General features: G+C 61.3%; 15 protein-coding genes, 2 tRNA genes and 1 pseudogene. 10 read left to right on the top strand and 8 right to left on the bottom strand.

The window, feature by feature from the left end; genetic code table 11:
* The first annotated feature begins 34 nt into the window (after positions 1-34).
* From ACIOAU_RS11140 to ACIOAU_RS11155, 4 genes are all read left to right on the top strand, one after another.
* On the top strand, positions 35-439 hold the full coding sequence (locus ACIOAU_RS11140; protein WP_101321724.1) for a MarR family winged helix-turn-helix transcriptional regulator: 405 nt from the start codon (positions 35-37) through the stop codon (positions 437-439).
* 65 nt (positions 440-504) lie between these two features.
* The gene (locus tag ACIOAU_RS11145; RefSeq protein WP_101321723.1) at positions 505-1,707 is read left to right on the top strand and encodes an MFS transporter; all 1,203 of its coding nucleotides are present in this window, start codon (positions 505-507) and stop codon (positions 1,705-1,707) included.
* Complete coding sequence (locus ACIOAU_RS11150; RefSeq protein WP_256585591.1) at positions 1,704-1,826, top strand: hypothetical protein; 123 nt, start codon at positions 1,704-1,706, stop codon at positions 1,824-1,826. The genes ACIOAU_RS11145 and ACIOAU_RS11150 overlap by 4 nt, the downstream gene beginning before the upstream one ends.
* A 45-nt stretch (positions 1,827-1,871) precedes the next feature.
* Positions 1,872-2,423, top strand: a complete 552-nt coding sequence (locus ACIOAU_RS11155; RefSeq protein WP_101323091.1) for a glutathione peroxidase — start codon at positions 1,872-1,874, stop codon at positions 2,421-2,423.
* Positions 2,424-2,425: 2 nt separating this feature from the next.
* On the opposite strand, the gene ACIOAU_RS11160 is transcribed toward ACIOAU_RS11155, so the two are convergent.
* Positions 2,426-2,686 carry a DUF2798 domain-containing protein gene (locus tag ACIOAU_RS11160; RefSeq protein ID WP_150570929.1) on the bottom strand — a complete coding sequence of 87 codons (261 nt, stop codon included), beginning with the start codon at positions 2,684-2,686 and terminating at the stop codon, positions 2,426-2,428.
* A gap of 122 nt (positions 2,687-2,808) precedes the next feature.
* On the opposite strand from ACIOAU_RS11160, the gene ACIOAU_RS11165 reads away from it, so the two are divergent.
* Entirely contained in the window at positions 2,809-3,738 is a 930-nt protein-coding gene (locus ACIOAU_RS11165) for a LysR family transcriptional regulator (RefSeq protein ID WP_101321721.1), read from the top strand.
* 35 nt (positions 3,739-3,773) lie between these two features.
* On the opposite strand, the gene ACIOAU_RS11170 is transcribed toward ACIOAU_RS11165, so the two are convergent.
* The 3 genes from ACIOAU_RS11170 to ACIOAU_RS11180 all read right to left on the bottom strand — a co-directional run bounded on the left by ACIOAU_RS11170 (position 3,774) and on the right by ACIOAU_RS11180 (position 6,153).
* On the bottom strand, positions 3,774-5,051 hold the full coding sequence (locus tag ACIOAU_RS11170) for an OmpP1/FadL family transporter (RefSeq protein ID WP_101321720.1): 1,278 nt from the start codon (positions 5,049-5,051) through the stop codon (positions 3,774-3,776).
* Positions 5,052-5,197: 146 nt separating this feature from the next.
* Positions 5,198-5,680 (bottom strand): hypothetical protein, encoded by a 483-nt coding sequence (locus ACIOAU_RS11175; protein WP_150572529.1) that lies wholly within the window; start codon positions 5,678-5,680, stop codon positions 5,198-5,200.
* A 248-nt stretch (positions 5,681-5,928) separates the two neighbouring features.
* The gene (locus tag ACIOAU_RS11180; protein WP_401181934.1) at positions 5,929-6,153 is read right to left on the bottom strand and encodes a hypothetical protein; all 225 of its coding nucleotides are present in this window, start codon (positions 6,151-6,153) and stop codon (positions 5,929-5,931) included.
* 956 nt (positions 6,154-7,109) lie between these two features.
* On the opposite strand from ACIOAU_RS11180, the pseudogene ACIOAU_RS11185 reads away from it, so the two are divergent.
* Together ACIOAU_RS11185 and rmuC are read left to right on the top strand one after the other, a co-directional pair.
* Positions 7,110-7,439 (top strand): annotated as a pseudogene (locus ACIOAU_RS11185) (sel1 repeat family protein); the annotation flags it as partial.
* 181 nt (positions 7,440-7,620) lie between these two features.
* Positions 7,621-8,979, top strand: a complete 1,359-nt coding sequence (rmuC, locus tag ACIOAU_RS11190) for a DNA recombination protein RmuC (protein ID WP_178080838.1) — start codon at positions 7,621-7,623, stop codon at positions 8,977-8,979.
* Here the strand turns inward: rmuC and ACIOAU_RS11195 are convergent.
* A complete protein-coding gene (locus ACIOAU_RS11195) occupies positions 8,951-12,427 on the bottom strand; it encodes a NahK/ErcS family hybrid sensor histidine kinase/response regulator (RefSeq protein WP_401181937.1) in 3,477 nt (1,158 codons plus the stop codon). The two genes, rmuC and ACIOAU_RS11195, sit on opposite strands and share 29 nt — an antisense overlap.
* Positions 12,428-12,635: 208 nt before the next feature.
* On the opposite strand from ACIOAU_RS11195, the gene ACIOAU_RS11200 reads away from it, so the two are divergent.
* Positions 12,636-14,510: an MFS transporter gene (locus ACIOAU_RS11200; protein ID WP_401181940.1), complete on the top strand. Its 1,875-nt coding sequence runs from the start codon at positions 12,636-12,638 to the stop codon at positions 14,508-14,510.
* Positions 14,511-15,006: 496 nt separating this feature from the next.
* Here ACIOAU_RS11200 and sugE read toward each other — a convergent pair whose 3' ends face one another.
* The 3 genes from sugE to rdgC form a co-directional block, all read right to left on the bottom strand.
* Positions 15,007-15,324 (bottom strand): quaternary ammonium compound efflux SMR transporter SugE, encoded by a 318-nt coding sequence (gene sugE, locus ACIOAU_RS11205; protein WP_101321713.1) that lies wholly within the window; start codon positions 15,322-15,324, stop codon positions 15,007-15,009.
* Between the two features lie 114 nt (positions 15,325-15,438).
* Positions 15,439-16,404, bottom strand: coding sequence for a bile acid:sodium symporter family protein (locus ACIOAU_RS11210; RefSeq protein ID WP_401181943.1), 966 nt, complete (start codon positions 16,402-16,404; stop codon positions 15,439-15,441).
* A 73-nt stretch (positions 16,405-16,477) separates the two neighbouring features.
* Positions 16,478-17,395 (bottom strand): recombination-associated protein RdgC, encoded by a 918-nt coding sequence (gene rdgC / locus ACIOAU_RS11215; RefSeq protein ID WP_401181946.1) that lies wholly within the window; start codon positions 17,393-17,395, stop codon positions 16,478-16,480.
* 206 nt (positions 17,396-17,601) lie between these two features.
* Between rdgC and ACIOAU_RS11220 the strand changes: the two genes are divergently transcribed.
* Positions 17,602-17,677, top strand: a tRNA-Val gene (locus ACIOAU_RS11220).
* A 13-nt stretch (positions 17,678-17,690) separates the two neighbouring features.
* A tRNA-Asp gene (locus ACIOAU_RS11225) sits at positions 17,691-17,767 on the top strand.
* The last annotated feature ends 123 nt before the right edge of the window (positions 17,768-17,890 follow it).

Here is a 17,890-nt window from a genome sequence, read left to right on the forward strand (position 1 = left end):
GCAACAAATGGAGTGCGGGTATATACACGTAATCATGTTGACCAGTGAATGCATCTGCACCCACCTACGTCGTGCCGCCCGCGGGGTTAGCCGACACTATGACGAGGCCTTGGCTGACTTCGGCATCAACGTTGCCCAGTTTTCCCTGTTGCGTCAGCTGCAGCGGCTGGACCGCCCGAGCATAACCACTTTGGCGCAAGTCATGGGCCTGGACCGGAGTACCCTGGGACGCAACCTCAAGGTGCTTGAGGCCGAAGGCCTAGTGACGTTGGCCGAAGGTGCCGACCAGCGCAATCGGGTGGTGCTGTTGAGCGAGGCGGGCGCGACCTGCCTGCATGACGCCGGCCCGGCCTGGGAGCAGGCACAACTGACATTGGTGGACAAGCTCGGCGCCGGACAACGTGACGAACTGGTGCGCTTGCTGGGCGTTTTGGCCTGACGTGGTTCGACTATAAACGGGTATATACCTGTAATTAACCTTGCGGCTTGCTGGAGAAAACAATAATGACATCGGTGTGGCGAACCAGCGGCTGGGTGCTTCTCGGCGCAGCATTGATCCTGGCCTTGTCGCTTGGCGTGCGCCATGGCTTTGGCCTGTTTCTAAATCCCATGAGCACGGAATTTGGCTGGGGGCGTGGGGTATTTGCCTTTGCCATTGCCCTGCAGAACCTGATCTGGGGCCTCGCCCAGCCTTTCGCCGGCGCCCTGGCGGACCGCCTCGGCGCGGCGAAGGTGGTGATCATTGGCGGCATCCTTTATACCGCTGGCCTGCTGACCATGAGCATGGCTGACTCGCTCTGGTCGCTGTCGCTGAGCGCCGGCCTGCTGATCGGTATCGGCCTTTCCGGCACCTCGTTCTCGGTCATCCTCGGCGTGGTCGGCCGCGCGGTGCCAGCGGAAAAGCGCAGCATGGCCATGGGTATCGCCAGCGCCGCCGGCTCGTTCGGCCAGTTCGCCATGCTGCCCGGCACCCAGGGTCTGATTCAGTGGCTGGGCTGGTCGGCGGCGCTGCTGGTGCTGGGCCTGATGGTGGCGCTGATCGTGCCGTTCGTGGCCATGCTCAAGGATCGCCCCATGCCCAGCCAGGGCGTCGATCAGACGCTCGGCCAGGCGCTGCGCGAGGCCTGTTCGCATTCGGGCTTCTGGCTGCTGGCGCTGGGCTTTTTCGTCTGCGGTTTCCAGGTAGTGTTCATCGGTGTGCACCTGCCGGCGTATCTGGTTGACCAACATCTGCCCGCCGCAACCGGGACAACGGTGCTGGCGCTGGTCGGCTTGTTCAATATTGTCGGCACCTACACCGCCGGCTGGCTCGGTGGACGGATGTCCAAGCCACGACTGTTGACCGCGCTGTACCTGCTGCGCGCGGTGGTCATTGTTCTGTTCCTGTGGGCGCCGGTGACCCAGTTCAGTGCCTACCTGTTTGGTATCGCCATGGGCCTGCTGTGGCTGTCGACGGTGCCGCTGACCAACGGCACGGTGGCAACCCTGTTTGGCGTGCGCAATCTGTCGATGCTGGGCGGGATCGTCTTCCTGTTCCACCAGATCGGGGCGTTCCTTGGCGGTTGGTTGGGCGGGGTGGTCTACGATCAGACGGGCAGCTATGACCTGGTCTGGCAGATCGCGATTGTGCTCAGCCTGGTTGCGGCTGGGCTCAACTGGCCAGTGCGCGAACGGCCTGTCGCGCGCCTGCAGGCGCAGCCGGCATGAGGCGCTATGTGCTGCAGGGCTTGCTGGCCGGGGCAGGCTTGCTGCTGCTGGCGGTGGCCTGGTGGGGATGGCAGCAGGGCGGTCTGGCATTGATGCAGCTGGGCATGGGCGTCTGTTAAGGGCTACCCTGCAGGTTCAAGGACTTGCAGGAGTGACTGAGAATGATGCATGCACGCTGGCTATCGATACCGTTGCTGTGCCTGGCTCCGCTGGCCGCGAGCTGGGCGGCGGACTGCCCTGAACTCCTCCAGGGCAGCCTGCCCAAGCTGGGCGGCAAAGAGCAGATCGACCTGTGCCAGCGCTTCGCCGGCAAACCGCTGGTGGTGGTCAATACTGCCAGCTACTGCGGTTTCGCTCCGCAGTTCGAAGGGTTGGAAGCCGTCTACAAGGCCAATAAAGAACAAGGCCTGGAAATCCTCGGCGTGCCCTCCAACGACTTCAAGCAGGAAGACAAAGACAGCGAGAAGACCGCCAAGGTCTGCTACGCCAACTACGGCGTCACCTTCACCATGACCCAGGCGCAGCACGTGCGCGGCAACGATGCCACGCCCCTGTTCGCCGAGCTGGCCAAGCAAAGCAGCGCGCCAAAGTGGAACTTCTATAAGTACGTGGTTGATCGCCAGGGCAAGGTGATTGGTAACTTCTCCAGCCTGACCAAACCGGACGATCCGGAATTCAAGGCCGCGATCGCCAAGGCCATCGCGTCCAAGCCGTGATGTCAGTGCGGGTGCACGGTAAGTGCAACCAGGCGCACTACCACTGGCCGTACCATCAACACACATAAGAAGGCTACCGGCATGGCCAGCTGGTAGGCTTTGAACACGTTGCGCAGGTAATCGTCATTGATGCCGGAGTTGGCAGCGGTGATTACGAAGCACATCAGGCACGCCATGATCGCCGACATATACAGAGCGAATACATAAGGCGTGGCGGCGGGGCGCAACTTACGGTTAGAGCGGGTTTGAGGCAGTTCTTGCATGAGAGAGCTCTCCCTGGTTAGCCGATTCAGGCTTGCAGGTTAGCAAGTGCTCGGTTGGCCTTGTAGACCGGATTCGTTGAGTTCTTTATAAAGAGAATCTTACGAATATCGGGATCTGTCCTGTGGATCTGCTCAATACCATTCGCAGCTTCATCAAGGTGGTCGAGACCGGCAGCATTGCCGCTGGCGCCCGCACGCTGGGCCTGTCGCCTGCCGCGGTCAGCCAGAATCTGGCCCGGCTTGAAGCGCACCTGCAGGTGCGCCTGTTGGCACGAACCACGCGCAGTATGAGCCTGACGCCGGCGGGCAGCCTTTATTACGAGCGAGTCAGGCAAATCGAGCATGATCTGGCGTTGGCCGAACTGGCGGTGACCACGCCTGACAGCGAGCCCCAGGGGCGGCTGTGCGTTGCCTCGACGTCAGCATTTGGCCGGCATGTGCTGGCGCCGCTGATCCCGGCGTTCAGCGCGCGATACCCGCAGCTTTCAATAGAGTTGGTAACGAATGATCGACGCGTCGATCACGCCAAGGAAGGGGTCGATGTAAGCCTACGTATCAACGCCCAGCTGGAAGACAATCTGGTCGCCCGCCATCTGGCGCAGATTCCTTTCGTCTGCTGCGCATCGCCCGGTTATCTGGCCAAGATGGGCATGCCGCCTGCGCCCGAGTCGCTACGCACGCACCGTTGCCTGGTGTTCCGGTATCCGGTGGATGGCCGTTACCTGCGCTGGGGGTTCGTCCGTGACGGCTTGCGCTTTGACGCCGAGTTTGGCCAGGTGCTGGTCAGCGATGACGTCGATGCATTGGCGCAAATGGCCTTGAACGACGGGGGTATCACTCGTCTGGCCGAGTTTATCGTCAGGCCGCATTTGCAGTCGGGAGCGCTGGTGGCGTTGTTTGAAAACCGCGATGCAGGTCAGGCCTACGCGCAGACCGAGCCGATGGATGTGTTTGTATGCGTGGCGGACCGCTCTGCCATGACCGCCAAGGTGCGTGCGTTCATGGATTATCTGCAGGAGTGTCTAGGTGATGTCTGGCCTGTGCCAGGGTGAATTGGGGGCCGCAGAGCGGCCCCCGTACCTCAACCTCAGAAGCGATAGGTCAGCGATGCACCTACGCCATGAGCGCTGTTTTCGTACTTGGCCTGGTACGAGCCTTTCAACAGGCCTTCCTGCGCCGTGCCCGGCTGGTTGTTGACCTTGGTGTCTTCTTCCCACAGGTAGGAGTAAGCCACGTCGATGGTCATGTCTTCGTTCGGGCTCCAGCCTGCGCCAAGGCTGAAGATCTTGCGGTCACCAGTCGGGATCCGTGGCGAGCGGTTTTCGTTGTTGGTCGGCGACTGATCAACCGAGAAGCCAGTACGCAGCGTCCATTGTTTGTTGACCTTGTACGATGCGCCAATGGCATGCGCCCAGGTGTCATGCCAGTTCTGCTCTTCGCTGATGGTCTGGAACGCTGAACCGCGCAGCGCTGCCGGAACGTCGTTCTCGACAGTGATGTCCTTCAGGCGGCTCCAGCGGGTCCAGGTGCTGCCGGCGTACAGTGTCCACTGGTCGTCGAGTTCGTGAGTGACCGAGAAGTCCACCGATTCCGGCGTCTTGATATTCAACTTGGCGTCGAATTTGTCACCGTTGTACGGGCCGATCAGTGCTGTGCTGACGCGGGTTTTGCCTTCCAGCTTGTAGTCGACCATCGAGTGATAGGTCAGGCCGAGGCGGGTGCGATCAGTTGCCTGGACCATGACGCCGACGTTGTAACCGATGGCAACGTCGTCGCCCTTGATTTTCACTTCGCCATCGCCCTGACCGATGAACCGCTGGTTGAGGTTGGAACCCAGCTCACCCTCGATACGGTTGATGGTCGGGCCGAAACCAATCGATACCTTGTCGTTGAAGGCATAGCTGACAGTCGGCTGGAAGGTGACCACTTCTACGTGGCTTTTCTTGCCCCAGTAGCGCGCAGCGTCGTCGCTACCGTAGTCGGTAACCAGACCAAACGGCACATAGACACCAAAACCGACGCTCCAGTGATCATCGATCGGCTTGACGTAGTAACCCATGGGTACGCCGACGACCGGCACCATATCGCCATCGGTTTCACCGCCATAGCTGCCCTGACCGCTGATCTTGGACTTGGCAATCACGGCTGCACCACCGACGGTGACTTGTTCGCGCTTGAGCCGCGACATGCCGGCAGGGTTGCCGAACACGGTGCTGGCGTCTTCGGCAGAAGAAGAACGACCCGCGAAACCTGTCCCCATACCGCTGATGCTCTGCTCGTTGAGCGCAAAGCCGCTGGCCAGCAATTGGCTGGAAGCGAGGGCAACAGCAACGCCGAGGGAGGTTTTGAGCATTGATTTTTTCATTATTGTGAAACTCCTTGGGATCTCCGGGGCGAAAAGCTACCAACAAATCGCGCGTCGCGCTATAGGCTCAAACGCAGGAGATAGAGCGGTTTTGTAGGACAATCCGACCAAAATCGTACTTTTTCTCGATTTCTGTAGGAGCAGTCCTACGACTCCGGCGCCATCACTGGCTCGATGCAGGTATGCCAAGCATGGGTGAAGTCACGTAGACGCCCCTGCGGATGGAAAATCTGCCGCCATATTCGCGCTTGCCCGAGCAGGTCGTCTGCCGCCGGTAAGGGCAACGCACGCTGTTCGATCAGCATCCAGGCGATGGCGGTGGAGTAGCGCAGGTTGACGGCCAGCTCCAGGTGCGGCCCGCGCAGGAAGGCATGCTGGCTGGCCAGGCCGCGGATCAGGCTGGCTAGTTCCGGGTCGTGGGCAAGAAACTCGTCCCAGAGCGCCTGGTGGCGGCTTTCGCCGATTCGGTAGAGGCCGTGCCCGCGGCGGTCGTGCAGGGCAGAGCCCAAAGCCGACTGGCTGGCTGCAACGCCCAGCAGCAAAGCTTCGGCGCTGGCGCAATGCCGGCCGAGGTAAACCAGGGTGGGTTTGATTACATAACGACACAATTCACTGGCAGCGATACCCATGATGCCCTCATTCAATTAAGGGCCGACGGGCGCTGGAGCTTGGCAGCTGGTGGAGGGTCAGGCCCGTCGGAAGCGGATCGCACCGCTCGAGTTGAAGTGTAGTGTGATAATCACGGTGTAAAGGCCTGTTTTTAAATCGATTACTGCCAGAGGTTGGGGGCCATATGCTTTGCAGCAATTAAGCCAAGAGCCAACCGGCAGTAGTTTCGATGGCAAATTCAGCGCGCGAATGGGCTGATATTCAGCCCTTACGCGACCAGCGACTGACGCGTGCGTTCGATCACTGCTTGCAGTGGGCCGGCGCGGTTGTACTGCTCTGGATACAGACGTTCGCTGTGGCAAGCAATGCCATGCTCGTCAACCAGGGTGAAGCTGAAGCTGCCCTTACGCGGGGCAACGATGAGGCACTTCAATGGAGCGAAGGCCTGGGAAAGCGTGCCAACGGCACTGTGAAACTGATGATGATTTGTCATTATGTGGAGGTTCCTGCTTTGGACACGGGATTCGATCCGTGCATCTTATAAACGTTCCAGTGACGCCTTTATTAAAGTGGCGCTGAACCTGACTGGAACAGGGCAGCCAGAGGTGGCGCATCAAATTAGGTAGGCGCTTGGCTGACTGGTAGGTACGTCAAAAGGCGGGCAGGCACACCGAGGCAAAGGTTCATGGCCTCTGGGTGAAGATCCCGATCAATCTGCAAGGGTGATTCGCGCTTGAGCAGCTTTGGCTGCCGAGTGAATCATCGAAAGGGCCGGTCCTGTTTCAGCAGTTCGTGCTCTTGGGGGGAGCCGGGCACTGCAGGGACCTTACTGGCCAGAATTGACTTTCAGCTGGGTACTAACGAGGGCCACCCTACAGGATTAATCCAAGGCTGGCAAATTTATTTAGAGAATGACCCGCGAAGCCGATCATTATGGCGCTTATGCACACGCCTGTGAAGGGGCAATTGTGTAGCCTTTATTAGCCGAGATGGGCCACTTTGGTTCATTTGGTTGCAGCATTGCGGTGCACTTGTACACATTCAGCGCAGCCATTGTCAGCCTGCGCCATTCGTTCGGATAGCTCGGGCAATGCCTGGGCCGCGTCCTTAAGTCAATGAAAAAAAACACTTATTTGAGCTGGTGAAAAAATCGTCAACTTGACTGCAGCCCCCATTTCACAAGGGTTTGAAGACATCATGAAGTGGTTGTCCACCGAGTTATCCACAGGTTCTGTGGATTGTCCCGCGCGTTCGCTCTAGCACGGGCGTGCCAGCACTTTCGATTGCTGTCGGACAATCCTGTCGAAATAGTCGGGGCGGTGTGGCCCGTTTGAAAAGGTCAATAAAGGAACGGCAGATTTTGTGAAAATTTCATCAACCGAGGCGCAGCCCTTTCGTTGAAAAATCCGGTAGAGTGGCGCGCCTCACGAATTGCCATCGCTGTCGGTTATGAATTTTCGCGGTAAAAACCTCGCTCCATCGTCTGTATCTGCGCCAGCACCCAAGCGTTTTTCCTTGAAGGTCGCCTTGTGGCTGCTCGATAGTCCGCGCCTGGGCGAGAAGCACAGCGTCAAACACCTGGCTGGACGCCTGCTCAAGCAGCCTGCGCGGCAAGGGGTGGTGGTCGCCCAGAGCCGTCTGGGGCAGATGCTCTGTCGCGATTGCGGCAATGCCCGCGACCGGCGTATCGGCCACGAGCTGCTGCGCCAGGCCGCACGTGCCGGCGATCCGCAGGCTCAGGCTGAGTACGCCCGGTTGAATCCGGCCAGCGAGCACAATCCTTCCTGAAGCCGCTGCGCCGGCCTGTTAAGCTGCCTGCCTCTGGATAGACGCAATTGAGGTAGCTATGGCGGTCGATCTGCTCAGCATCGTGCTGGGCCTTGTAGCAGCGGCAATTCCTTGCCTAGGCTGGGTCTGGCACCTACAGCAGCGCCATGCTGCCCAGCAGCGCCAATGGGCCTTGCTCGAAGAGCGCCTGAGCACGGCATTGCTCGCGCAGCAAGGGCTGCAGGCCCAGCTTGACGCCAGCCGTGACGAAATCAGCGACCTGGCCGAGGCCAATAGCGCCAAGCAGGCCAGCCTGGCCGCCCAGGGCCGCGAAGTCGAACTGCTGCAGGTCGAGCGTGACAATGCCCGCGACGCCGCCCATGCCTGGCAACTCGAACGCAGCAACCGCGAGTCCGAGCTGCGCCGCCTGGAAGCCCATGCCGCCGGCTTGCAAGCCGAGCTGCGCGAGCAGCAGGAGAGCCATCAGCAGCGCCTGGAAGACCTGCAAGAGGCCCGCGACACGCTGCGCGCGCAGTTCGCCGAAATGGCTACAAAGATCTTCGACGAGCGCGAGCAGCGCTTCACCCAGACCAGCCAGCAGCAACTCGGACAGTTACTTGATCCGCTCAAGGAACGTATCCATGCCTTCGAGAAGCGCGTCGACGAAACCTACCAGCAGGAGGCCCGTGAGCGCTTCTCGCTGAGCAAGGAGCTGGAGCGTCTGCAGCAGCTCAACCTGCGCCTGTCGGATGAAGCCACCAACCTCACCCAGGCGCTCAAAGGGCAAAAGACCCAAGGCAACTGGGGCGAGCTGATTCTTGAGCGGGTCCTCGAACACGCAGGGCTGGAGAAGGGCCGCGAGTATCAAACCCAGGTCAGCCTGAAAAGCGCCGACGGCGAGCGCTTTCAGCCAGACGTGCTGATCATGCTGCCCGGCGACAAGCAGGTGGTGGTCGACGCCAAAGTCAGCCTGACGGCCTATCAGCAGTGGGTCAGCGGCAATGACGAAGCGGCGCTCAAGCAGCATGTGCAATCGCTGCGCAGCCACGTCAAAGGCTTGTCCGGCAAGGACTACAGCCGCCTCGAGGGGCTGCATAGCCTCGATTTCGTGCTGCTGTTCGTGCCGATCGAAGCGGCTTTCTCCGCGGCATTGCAGGCCGAGCCGAACCTGTTCCAGGAGGCCTTCGATCGGCAGATCGTGATTGTCAGCCCTACCACCTTGCTGGCCACCCTGCGCGTGATCGACAGCCTCTGGAAGCAGGAGCGCCAGGGCCAGAACGCGCGGGAAATCGCCGAGCGGGCCGGCTGGTTGTACGACAAGTTCGTCTTGTTCATCCAGGATCTGGACGAGCTCGGCAGTCGCTTGCAGCAGGTCGACAAGGCTTACTCCGCTGCGCGCAACAAGCTCTGTGAAGGGCGTGGCAACCTGATCAGCCGCAGTGAGCAGCTCAAGTTGCTCGGGGCGCGGGCCAGCAAGAGCCTGCCGGCGGACTTGCTGGAGCGCGCCTTGAGTGACGAAGCGCTTACTGAACCAGGCTCAGATGGCGGTTGAGCAGAGCGCGCAAGGCGGCTGGCTTGACCGGCTTGGCCAGGTAATCGAGGCCGGCGGCGTGGACCATGGCAATGGTTTCGCTGCGGCCATCGGCGCTGATCACCACACCCGGCACCGGCTCACCGAGGCGCGTGCGTAGCCAGGCCATCAGCTCGGTGCCGGTGTCGCCTTCATCCAGGTGAAAGTCGACCAGCGCCAGGTGCGGGCGCATGCCATTGGCCAGCAGCGCTTCGCATTCCTGACGATTGCGCGCAGTCCAGACCTGACAGCCCCAGCGGCTGAGCAGGCTGTTCATGCCGAGCAGGATGCTGTCTTCGTTGTCGACACACAGCACCTGCAGGCCCGCCAGCGGTTGCCCCGGCTGCTGTTCAACGGCTGCAGCCGGCGCGACGCTGCCGCTGGCAATCGGCACACTGACGCGGAACACGCTGCCCTTGCCCGGCCACGAGCGCACCTCCAGGGCATGGCCGAGTACCCGGCACAGACCATCGGCGATCGCCAGGCCCAGGCCCAGACCTTTTTCGGCGCGGGTCTGGTGGCTGTCCAGGCGCTTGAACTCCTGGAAGATCACCTGCAGTTTGTCGTCGGTGATGCCCGGGCCGCGGTCCCACACTTCCAGCCATAGCCGGCCGCCCTGGCGGCGCACGCCAAACAGGATCGGGCTTTTGCCGTAACGCAGGGCATTGGTCAGGAAGTTCTGCAGCACCCGGCGCAGCAGCTTGATGTCGCTGTTCACCCGCAGGCGGCTGCCACGGACACGGAACTCCAGGCCCTTTTCTGCCGCCAGCACTTTGAACTCGGCGCCCAGCGCGTCGAACAGATCGCTCAGGGCAAAGGCTTTCACGTCGGGAGTGATCTTGCCGTTTTCCAGGCGCGAGATGTCCAGCAGGTCGCTGATCAGCTCTTCAGCCGAACGCAGTGAGCTGTCCATGTGCTGCACCAGTTGCTGGGACTCGCTGCTCATGCCCTCGGCTTGCTGCGACAGCGCTGCCGAGAACAAGCGTGCAGCGTTGAGCGGCTGCATCAAGTCATGACTGACCGCGGCGAGGAATCGGGTTTTCGACTGGCTTACGGCCTCGGCCCGGCTCTTCGCCTCGGTCAGCGCCTGGTTGAGCTGGGACAACTCATGGGTGCGTTCGGCGACCCGTTGTTCGAGGCCTTCGTTGGCCTCTTTGAGGGCCTGCTCGGCCTCGCGGAACGGGGTGATGTCGGTAAAGCTCATGACAAAACCACCACCCGGCATCGGGTTGCCGATCAGCTCGATCACCCGACCATTGGGGAACAGCCGCTCGGAGGTGTGCGCCCGACCCTGGCGCATCCAGTGCAGCCGGCGCGCCACATGCACCTGCGCCTCGCCCGGGCCGCACAGGCCGCGGTCGGCGTTGTAGCGGATGATATCGGCGATTGGCCGGCCAACGCTGATCAGCCCCTCAGGGTAGTTGAACAGCTCCAGATAACGCCGGTTCCAGGCCACCAGGTGCAGGTTCTGGTCAACCACGCTGATGCCCTGGTTGATGTTCTCGATGGCACCCTGAAGCAACGCACGGTTGAACTGCAGCACCTCGCTGGCCTCGTCGGCGATGCGCACCACGTCTTCCAGCTGCATGTCGCGGCCTTCGATGGCAGCCTTGACCACGGCGCGGGTCGAGGAGGTGCCGAGTACGCCGGCGAGTAGCCGTTCGGTGTGTTCGATCCAGTCGCCATCGGCGTTCTGGTTGGGGTTGAAGCCCTTGCCCTGGCGGTAGGCGAAGCGAATGAAGCTCTGCCGGGCGCGTTCTTCGCCGACAAAGCGGGCGGCGAGGTTGAGCAGGTCGTCGATCTGCACCGCCAGCAGCGAACGGCTGTTGGGCCGCTCACTGGTTTGCTGGCCGATGAACCGGCCCGCCTGCCAGTGCTCGGACACGCGCGTGCGCGACAGGATCGAGACCCAGGCAAACAGGATGAAGTTGCCCGCCAGCGACAGCACCACACCTTGGGTCAGTGGCGTGATCGGCAGGTTCAGTGGGTTGCTGTCGAGCCAGGTCAGGCCTGGGAACAGTTGCAGCGACCAGCCCAGGCTGTGCGCGGTAATCGGCAGCACCAGGGTGTAGAACCAGAGGAAGATCCCCGCCGCCAGTCCGGCGAATACGCCACGGCGGTTGGCCTGCTTCCAGTACAGCGCGCCGAGCATCGCCGGGGTCAGCTGGGTGACCGCAGCGAAGGCGATCTGGCCAATGGTCGCCAGGCTCGCGGTGGAGCCCAGCAGGCGGTAACTGACATACGCCAGCAACAGGATTACCACGATGGTCACCCGGCGCACCGAGAGCATCCAGTGGCGGAACGCTTCGAACGGGCGCTCGGCGTTTTTGCGCCGCAGCAGCCACGGCAGCAGCATGTCGTTGGAGACCATGGTCGACAGCGCCACCGCCTCGACGATGACCATGCCGGTAGCCGCCGAGGCGCCGCCGATAAAGGCCAGCAAGGCCAGGCTTGGATGCGCTTCGGCCAGTGGCAGGCTGATCACGAACGAGTCGGAGATCACCGTGCCCGGCAGCAGCATCTGCCCAGCCAGGGCAATCGGCACCACGAACAGCGCTGCCAGTACCAGGTACATCGGGAACACCCAGCGCGCCGTGCGCAGGTCCTGCGCTTCGATGTTCTCGACCACGGTGACATGGAATTGCCGCGGCAGACAGATGATCGCCATCATTGCCACCCCGGTCTGGACCACCATCGACGGCCAGTTGATGGTCTCCTGCCAGTAATTCTCCAACTGCACCGACTGGCGCGCCTGGGTGAACAGGTCGTCGAAGCCGTCATACAGGTTGAACACCACGAACACGCCCACGGCAAGAAACGCCAGCAGCTTGACCAGCGCCTCGAAGGCAATCGCCAGGACCATGCCGCGGTGGTGCTCGGTGACGTCCAGGCTGCGCGTGCCGAACACGATCGAGAACAGCGCCAGCACCAATGACACCACCAGTGCGGTGTCTTGCACACGGGTGCCGGTGGCATCGGCATTGGCGCCGATCAACAGGTTGACGCCGAGCACGATGCCCTTCAGTTGCAAGGCAATGTAGGGCAGTACGCCGACCAGGCAGATCAGCGCCACCACCACCGCCAGGCTCTGCGACTTGCCATAGCGTGCGGCGATGAAGTCGGCAATCGAGGTGATGTTCTGCTGCTTGCTGATCAGCACCATCTTCTGCACGACCTGCGGCGCGAACACCAACAGCAGCACCGGCCCCAGATAGATCGGCAAGAACGCCCAGAGCTGTTCGGCGGCCTGGCCGACCGCGCCAAAGAATGTCCAGCTGGTGCAGTACACGGCCAGCGACAGGCTATATACCCAGGCGCGCAGGCGCGGCGGCAGAGGCGTGCTGCGGCGGTCGCCGTAAAAGGCGATGGCGAACATGATGGCCATATAGACCAGGGCGACCACGGCGATCAGCCCGCTGGACAACGACATGAAAACTCCGCAGCAATAGGGTAGAGCGTGGGCCCGGTGAACAAGTCTGGCATGTGCCTTGCGCGTCGTCAGCGTCGACCATGGTCGCAGTGGCGTGTCGTCGCAGTGCGGCCTGAGTGCAGGCGACCTGCATCTGGATGTGGCGCAATGACGCTCAGGTGCATTCTAATCAACAAACAGCCACCGGCATCACTCAGGGAATCGATTGATGAGTCACCCCTCGCAATTTACCTTGCTCGGCAAGCGGCGCTTCTTGCCGTTTTTCATCACCCAGTCACTGGGCGCGTTCAATGACAACCTGTTCAAGCAGTCGTTGATCCTGGCGATCCTGTACAAGCTCAGCCTTGAGGGCGACCGCTCGATCTGGGTCAACCTGTGCGCGCTGCTGTTCATTCTGCCGTTCTTCCTGTTCTCGGCACTGGCCGGCCAGTTTGGCGAGAAGTTCGCCAAGGATGCGCTGATACGGGCGATCAAGCTGGCCGAGATCATCATCATGGCGATCGGCGCGGTGGGTTTTGTCAGCAATCACCTGGTGCTGATGCTGCTGGCGCTGTTCGCCATGGGCACCCACTCGGCGCTGTTTGGGCCGGTCAAGTATTCGATCCTGCCGCAGGCGCTGCGCGAGGACGAGTTGGTCGGTGGTAATGGCCTGGTCGAGATGGGCACGTTCCTGGCTATTCTGGCGGGCACCATTGGCGCTGGGGTGATGATGTCGTCCAGCAGCTATGCAACGGTGGTCGCCGGCGGCATCGTCGGCACCGCCGTGCTCGGCTATCTGGCCAGCCGCTGGATCCCGCGCGCTGCTGCGGTGGCGCCGCAGATGAAGCTCGACTGGAACATCTTCAAGCAGTCCTGGGCAACCTTGCGCTTGGGGCTTGGGCAGACGCCGGCGGTGTCGCGCTCGATTGTCGGCAACTCGTGGTTCTGGTTTGTCGGGGCTATCTATCTGACCCAGATCCCGGCCTACGCCAAGGACTGGCTGCACGGCGACGAGACGGTGGTGACGCTGGTACTGACGTTGTTCTCAGTAGGCATCGCGGTGGGTTCGCTACTGTGCGAGCGGCTCAGTGGGCGCAAGGTGGAGATCGGCCTGGTGCCGTTCGGCTCGTTCGGCCTGACCTTGTTCGGCCTGCTCTGGTGGTGGCATTCGGGCGATGTGCCGAGCACCGACGTGGCGCACGACTGGCTGGCGTTGTTGGGCATGCACCAGGCTTGGTGGATCATGCTGTCGATCGTTGGTCTTGGGGTGTTTGGCGGGTTCTATATCGTGCCGCTTTATGCGCTGATCCAGGCGCGGACTGCCGAGGGTGAGCGGGCGCGGGTGATTGCTGCCAACAACATTCTCAATGCGTTGTTCATGGTGGTGTCGGCGTTGGTCACCATTGTGCTGTTGAGCGTGGTCGAGCTGACCATTCCACAGCTGTTTCTGGTGGTGTCGCTGCTTAATATTGCCGTTAACGCTTATATCTTCAGCATCGTGCCTGAATTCACCATGCGCTTCTTGATCTGGCTGCTGAGTCACTCGATGTATCGGGTCGAGCATCGGGACCTGCAGCGTATTCCTGATGAGGGGGCGGCGCTGCTGGTGTGCAACCATGTGTCGTTCGTCGATGCGCTGTTGATCGCTGGGGCGATTCGCCGGCCGATTCGGTTTGTCATGTACTACAAGATCTATAACTTGCCGGTGCTCAACTTCATCTTCCGCACCGCTGGGGCGATCCCGATTGCTGGGCGAGGTGAGGATGAAGCCACCTATGAGCGGGCCTTCGCGCGCATCGCTGCGGCTCTGACGGCGGGTGAGGTGGTGTGTATCTTCCCTGAGGGCAAACTGACGGCCGATGGTGAGATCGATGAGTTCAAGAGTGGCGTCACGCGGATTCTGCAGGAAACCCCGGTACGGGTGATTCCGCTGGCCTTGCAAGGGTTGTGGGGGAGTTTCTTCAGCCGCGATCCGGCCAAGGGCCTGTTCAAGCGGCTGTGGTCGCGGGTGACCATTGTGGCTGGGGAGGCTGTTGTTGGGGATTTGGCGGGGCCTGAGGTATTGCGGGAGCGGGTTTTGGGGTTGCGTGGGGGGCGGCGTTGAGGGTTTTCTGGACTGGGGGCTTATCCGTTTTTTGTGGTGGCTGTTAGGGCTCCTTTCGCCCCTACGGCGAGTGACTTGTTTGGCAAACGCGCCAGAAAAGTAACCACAAAAAACGTTTGGCTCCACATCCGGCCCCTGCGCTGCGCTGGCGCAGATCGAGAGCTGGGGCCGCTCTGCGGCCCTTTCGCGACACAAGGCCGCTCCTACATTTTGACCGCGCATGATGCAATTACGCGTTGCCTGTAGGAGCGGCCTTGTGTCGCGAAGCGACCCCGGCAAGCGCTGCGGGCCAGGAGGGCCCGTTCAGCGCGGTCCTCCCGGGAGCAATACTGGAGAGAGGGAACCCCGCAGTGCAGGGGCTGTATGTGGGAGCGACGGCTTTTGGTTCGTTTTGCCGCGGACGCAGTACGACCAAAAGGGACTCGCCGTAAGGGCGAAAGGGGGCCGAACAGCCGCCAAATCAAATGGATAGTGCCCAAAACCGCCAGTCACTCCATCAGCTAGCACTAACCTTCAACCCCACCAACCCAGTAATGATCAAAGCCACACTAAGCAGCCGAATCAAAGCCATCGACTCCCCAAACAGGATAATCCCGGCAATCACCGTACCGACCGCCCCCACCCCGGTCCAGATGGCGTAAGCAGTCCCTAGCGGCAACTCCTTCATGGCCAACCCCAGCAAGCCAAGGCTGATCACCATCGCCCCCACCGTAAGCACAGTAGGCAACGGCCGGGTAAACCCGTCGGTATATTTCAAACCCACCGCCCAGCCCACTTCGAACAGGCCGGCGAAAAACAGAATGATCCAGGACATCTGTGAGTCTCCATCTTATTAAGGATGGGGCCGTCCCCAGGCTGGTCACGCAGTGCGTGGTGAGGTCGTCCTCACGTGTGCACTATATTGCACAAGTGCGTTTACCAAGGCAAGTCAATGAGCCTCGGGCCTGGTTTCAACCCGGGTATGCCCCGGCTCCCGCATGCGCCGGAACCAGGTCGAAAGCAACGCACCAGAAATGTTGTGCCACACACTGAACAACGCGCTCGGCACCGCCGCCAACGGCGAAAAATGCGCCGCCGCCAACGCCGCGCCTAGCCCCGAGTTCTGCATGCCAACTTCCAGCGCCAGCGACTTGCGCTGAGCCAGCGGCAACTTGCACAGCTTACCGGTGAGGTAGCCAAGCAAATAGCCAAAGCTGTTATGCAGTATCACCACCGCCATGATCAGCAACCCCGACTCGGCGATCTTCGCCTGGCTGGCCGCAACTACCGCGCAGACGATCATTACGATGCTCACCACCGATACCAGCGGCAGCACCTGCACCGCAGTCTGCACCCGTGCGCCCAGCAAGCGCTGGGCGAGGACACCGAGAATGATCGGCAGCATCACCAACTGCAGGATCGACCAGAACATGTCCATGAACGAAACCGGCAACCAGGCCGAGGCCAGGAACCAGATCAGCGCAGGTGTCAGCAACGGCGCCAGCAGGGTAGTCACCGCCGCGATCGCCACCGCCAGCGCCAGGTCACCCTTGGACAGCCAGACCATCACGTTCGAGGCCGTGCCACTCGGGCAGCAACCGACCAGAATGACACCGACGGCAATCTCTGCCGGAAGATGGAACAGCTGACACAGCAGCCAGGCCATGCCCGGCATGATCACAAAGTGCGCGACCACCCCAAGCGCAACCCGCCAGGGCTGGCGGGCGAGGGCGGCGAAGTCGTCGAGCTTGAGGGTCAGGCCCATGCCGAACATCACCAGCCCGAGCAGCGGCACGATGGCTACCTTCAGGCCGATGAACCATTGCGGCTGCAGGAACGCCAGGCAGGCAAACAGTAATACCCAGAGGGCGAAGGTGTTGCCGACGAAGCGGCTGAGGGCGGCGAGGGCACGCATGGGGCAATCCTTGTTCTTCTATTAAGTAGCCAATCGATGCAGGTGGGGCTGCGCGGGCAACCCCACGCCGCAATCAGACGCCCTGCGGAATGTCTTCACCACCCAGCGCGTCGAACAGCGCCGGCAGGAATTCCTTGAAGGTCATCATCATCAGCAGGAAGCTCGCATCGAACTGCTGTTGGGCTTCTTCACCGCCGTCCTGCTCGGCCTGCTCTTGCAGCAGTTCTTCGAATTTCAGGCGCTTGATCACGGTCTTGTCGTCGAGTACGAACGACAGCTTGTCCTGCCAGGCCAAGGCCAGCTGGGTGACGACCTTGCCATTGCCCAGGTGCAGCTGGATCTCGTCGCTTTTCAGGTCCTGGCGCTTGCAGCGGACGATGCCACCGTCTTCGTGGGTGTCACGCAGCTCGCACTCGTCCAAGACATGGAAGTCCTCAGCCGCCTGCGAAGTGACCCACTCGGTCATGGTTGCGCTAGGCGCAGCCTTCACGGTGACCGGGCGTACCGGCAGCGAGCCCATCACTTCACGCAGGGTCGACAGCAGGTCTTCGGCGCGCTTGGCGCTGGCCGAGTTGACCAGGATCAGGCCCTGGCGCGGAGCGATGGCGGCAAAGATCATCGAGCGACGAATGAAGGCGCGTGGCAGGAAGGCCTGGATGATCTCGTCCTTGATCTGGTCGCGTTCTTTCTTATAGACCTTGCGCATCTGCTCGGTCTCGATCTCTTCGATCTTTTCTTTGACCGCGTCGTTGACCACGCTGCTGGGCAGGATGCGCTCTTCCTTGCGCGCGGCAATCAGCAGGTACTCGCCGCTGACGTGCACCAGCGGGGCGTCTTCACCCTTGCCGAACGGCGCGACGAAACCATAGGTGGTCAGCTCCTGGCTGGCGCACGGACGGGCCGGCTTGCTGGCCAGGGCAGTTTCCAGTGCCTCAGGCTCGAATGGGACTTCCTGGGTCAGGCGGTAGGTCAGCAGGTTCTTGAACCACATGGGGGTAGATCTCTCCTTAATGCATAAGGCGGGCATTATTCTCCGACTGGGGCCATGCGGCCAACCCTGTCAGAGGGCCATCAGGCGGTTAATGGTCAATAAAAGCCTGATAGCGCTAGGTCCTTGAAAGGCCTGCAAAATTATTTGAAAAAAGTGCTTGCCAGGGTGGTACGTCCTCCGTAGAATGCGCGCCACACCGAGACGAAGGGTGATTAGCTCAGCCGGGAGAGCATCTGCCTTACAAGCAGAGGGTCGGCGGTTCGATCCCGTCATCACCCACCACTCGATGTATAGCGCAGCGGTAGTTCAGTCGGTTAGAATACCGGCCTGTCACGCCGGGGGTCGCGGGTTCGAGTCCCGTCCGCTGCGCCATATTGAGCTTCAAGGCCCACTGAACACCTTGAAGCGACAGAGAAAGCGACCTTAGGGTCGCTTTTTTTGTTTCTGGCATTGCGTCAGAATGCCTTGTCCGCCGGTCGCGGCCAGCAGGCTGTG

Origin of the sequence: Pseudomonas sp. NPDC088322 (genome assembly GCF_044740745.1) — a bacterium.
GTDB classification, from domain to species: domain Bacteria; phylum Pseudomonadota; class Gammaproteobacteria; order Pseudomonadales; family Pseudomonadaceae; genus Aquipseudomonas; species Aquipseudomonas shirazensis.

Excerpts from the sequence above, each read along its gene's own strand:
- ACIOAU_RS11170 (WP_101321720.1), bottom strand. The coding sequence starts at position 5,051 with ATGAAAAAATCAATGCTCAAAACCTCCCTCGGCGTTGCTGTTGCCCTC.
- sugE (WP_101321713.1), bottom strand. The coding sequence starts at position 15,324 with ATGTCCTGGATCATTCTGTTTTTCGCCGGCCTGTTCGAAGTGGGCTGG.
- ACIOAU_RS11145 (WP_101321723.1), top strand. The coding sequence starts at position 505 with ATGACATCGGTGTGGCGAACCAGCGGCTGGGTGCTTCTCGGCGCAGCA.
- ACIOAU_RS11175 (WP_150572529.1), bottom strand. The coding sequence starts at position 5,680 with ATGGGTATCGCTGCCAGTGAATTGTGTCGTTATGTAATCAAACCCACC.
- ACIOAU_RS11150 (WP_256585591.1), top strand. The coding sequence starts at position 1,704 with ATGAGGCGCTATGTGCTGCAGGGCTTGCTGGCCGGGGCAGGCTTGCTG.
- ACIOAU_RS11155 (WP_101323091.1), top strand. The coding sequence starts at position 1,872 with ATGCATGCACGCTGGCTATCGATACCGTTGCTGTGCCTGGCTCCGCTG.
- rdgC (WP_401181946.1), bottom strand. The coding sequence starts at position 17,395 with ATGTGGTTCAAGAACCTGCTGACCTACCGCCTGACCCAGGAAGTCCCA.
- ACIOAU_RS11160 (WP_150570929.1), bottom strand. The coding sequence starts at position 2,686 with ATGCAAGAACTGCCTCAAACCCGCTCTAACCGTAAGTTGCGCCCCGCC.
- ACIOAU_RS11200 (WP_401181940.1), top strand. The coding sequence starts at position 12,636 with ATGAGTCACCCCTCGCAATTTACCTTGCTCGGCAAGCGGCGCTTCTTG.
- ACIOAU_RS11210 (WP_401181943.1), bottom strand. The coding sequence starts at position 16,404 with ATGCGTGCCCTCGCCGCCCTCAGCCGCTTCGTCGGCAACACCTTCGCC.
- ACIOAU_RS11195 (WP_401181937.1), bottom strand. The coding sequence starts at position 12,427 with ATGTCGTTGTCCAGCGGGCTGATCGCCGTGGTCGCCCTGGTCTATATG.
- ACIOAU_RS11140 (WP_101321724.1), top strand. The coding sequence starts at position 35 with ATGTTGACCAGTGAATGCATCTGCACCCACCTACGTCGTGCCGCCCGC.
- ACIOAU_RS11180 (WP_401181934.1), bottom strand. The coding sequence starts at position 6,153 with ATGACAAATCATCATCAGTTTCACAGTGCCGTTGGCACGCTTTCCCAG.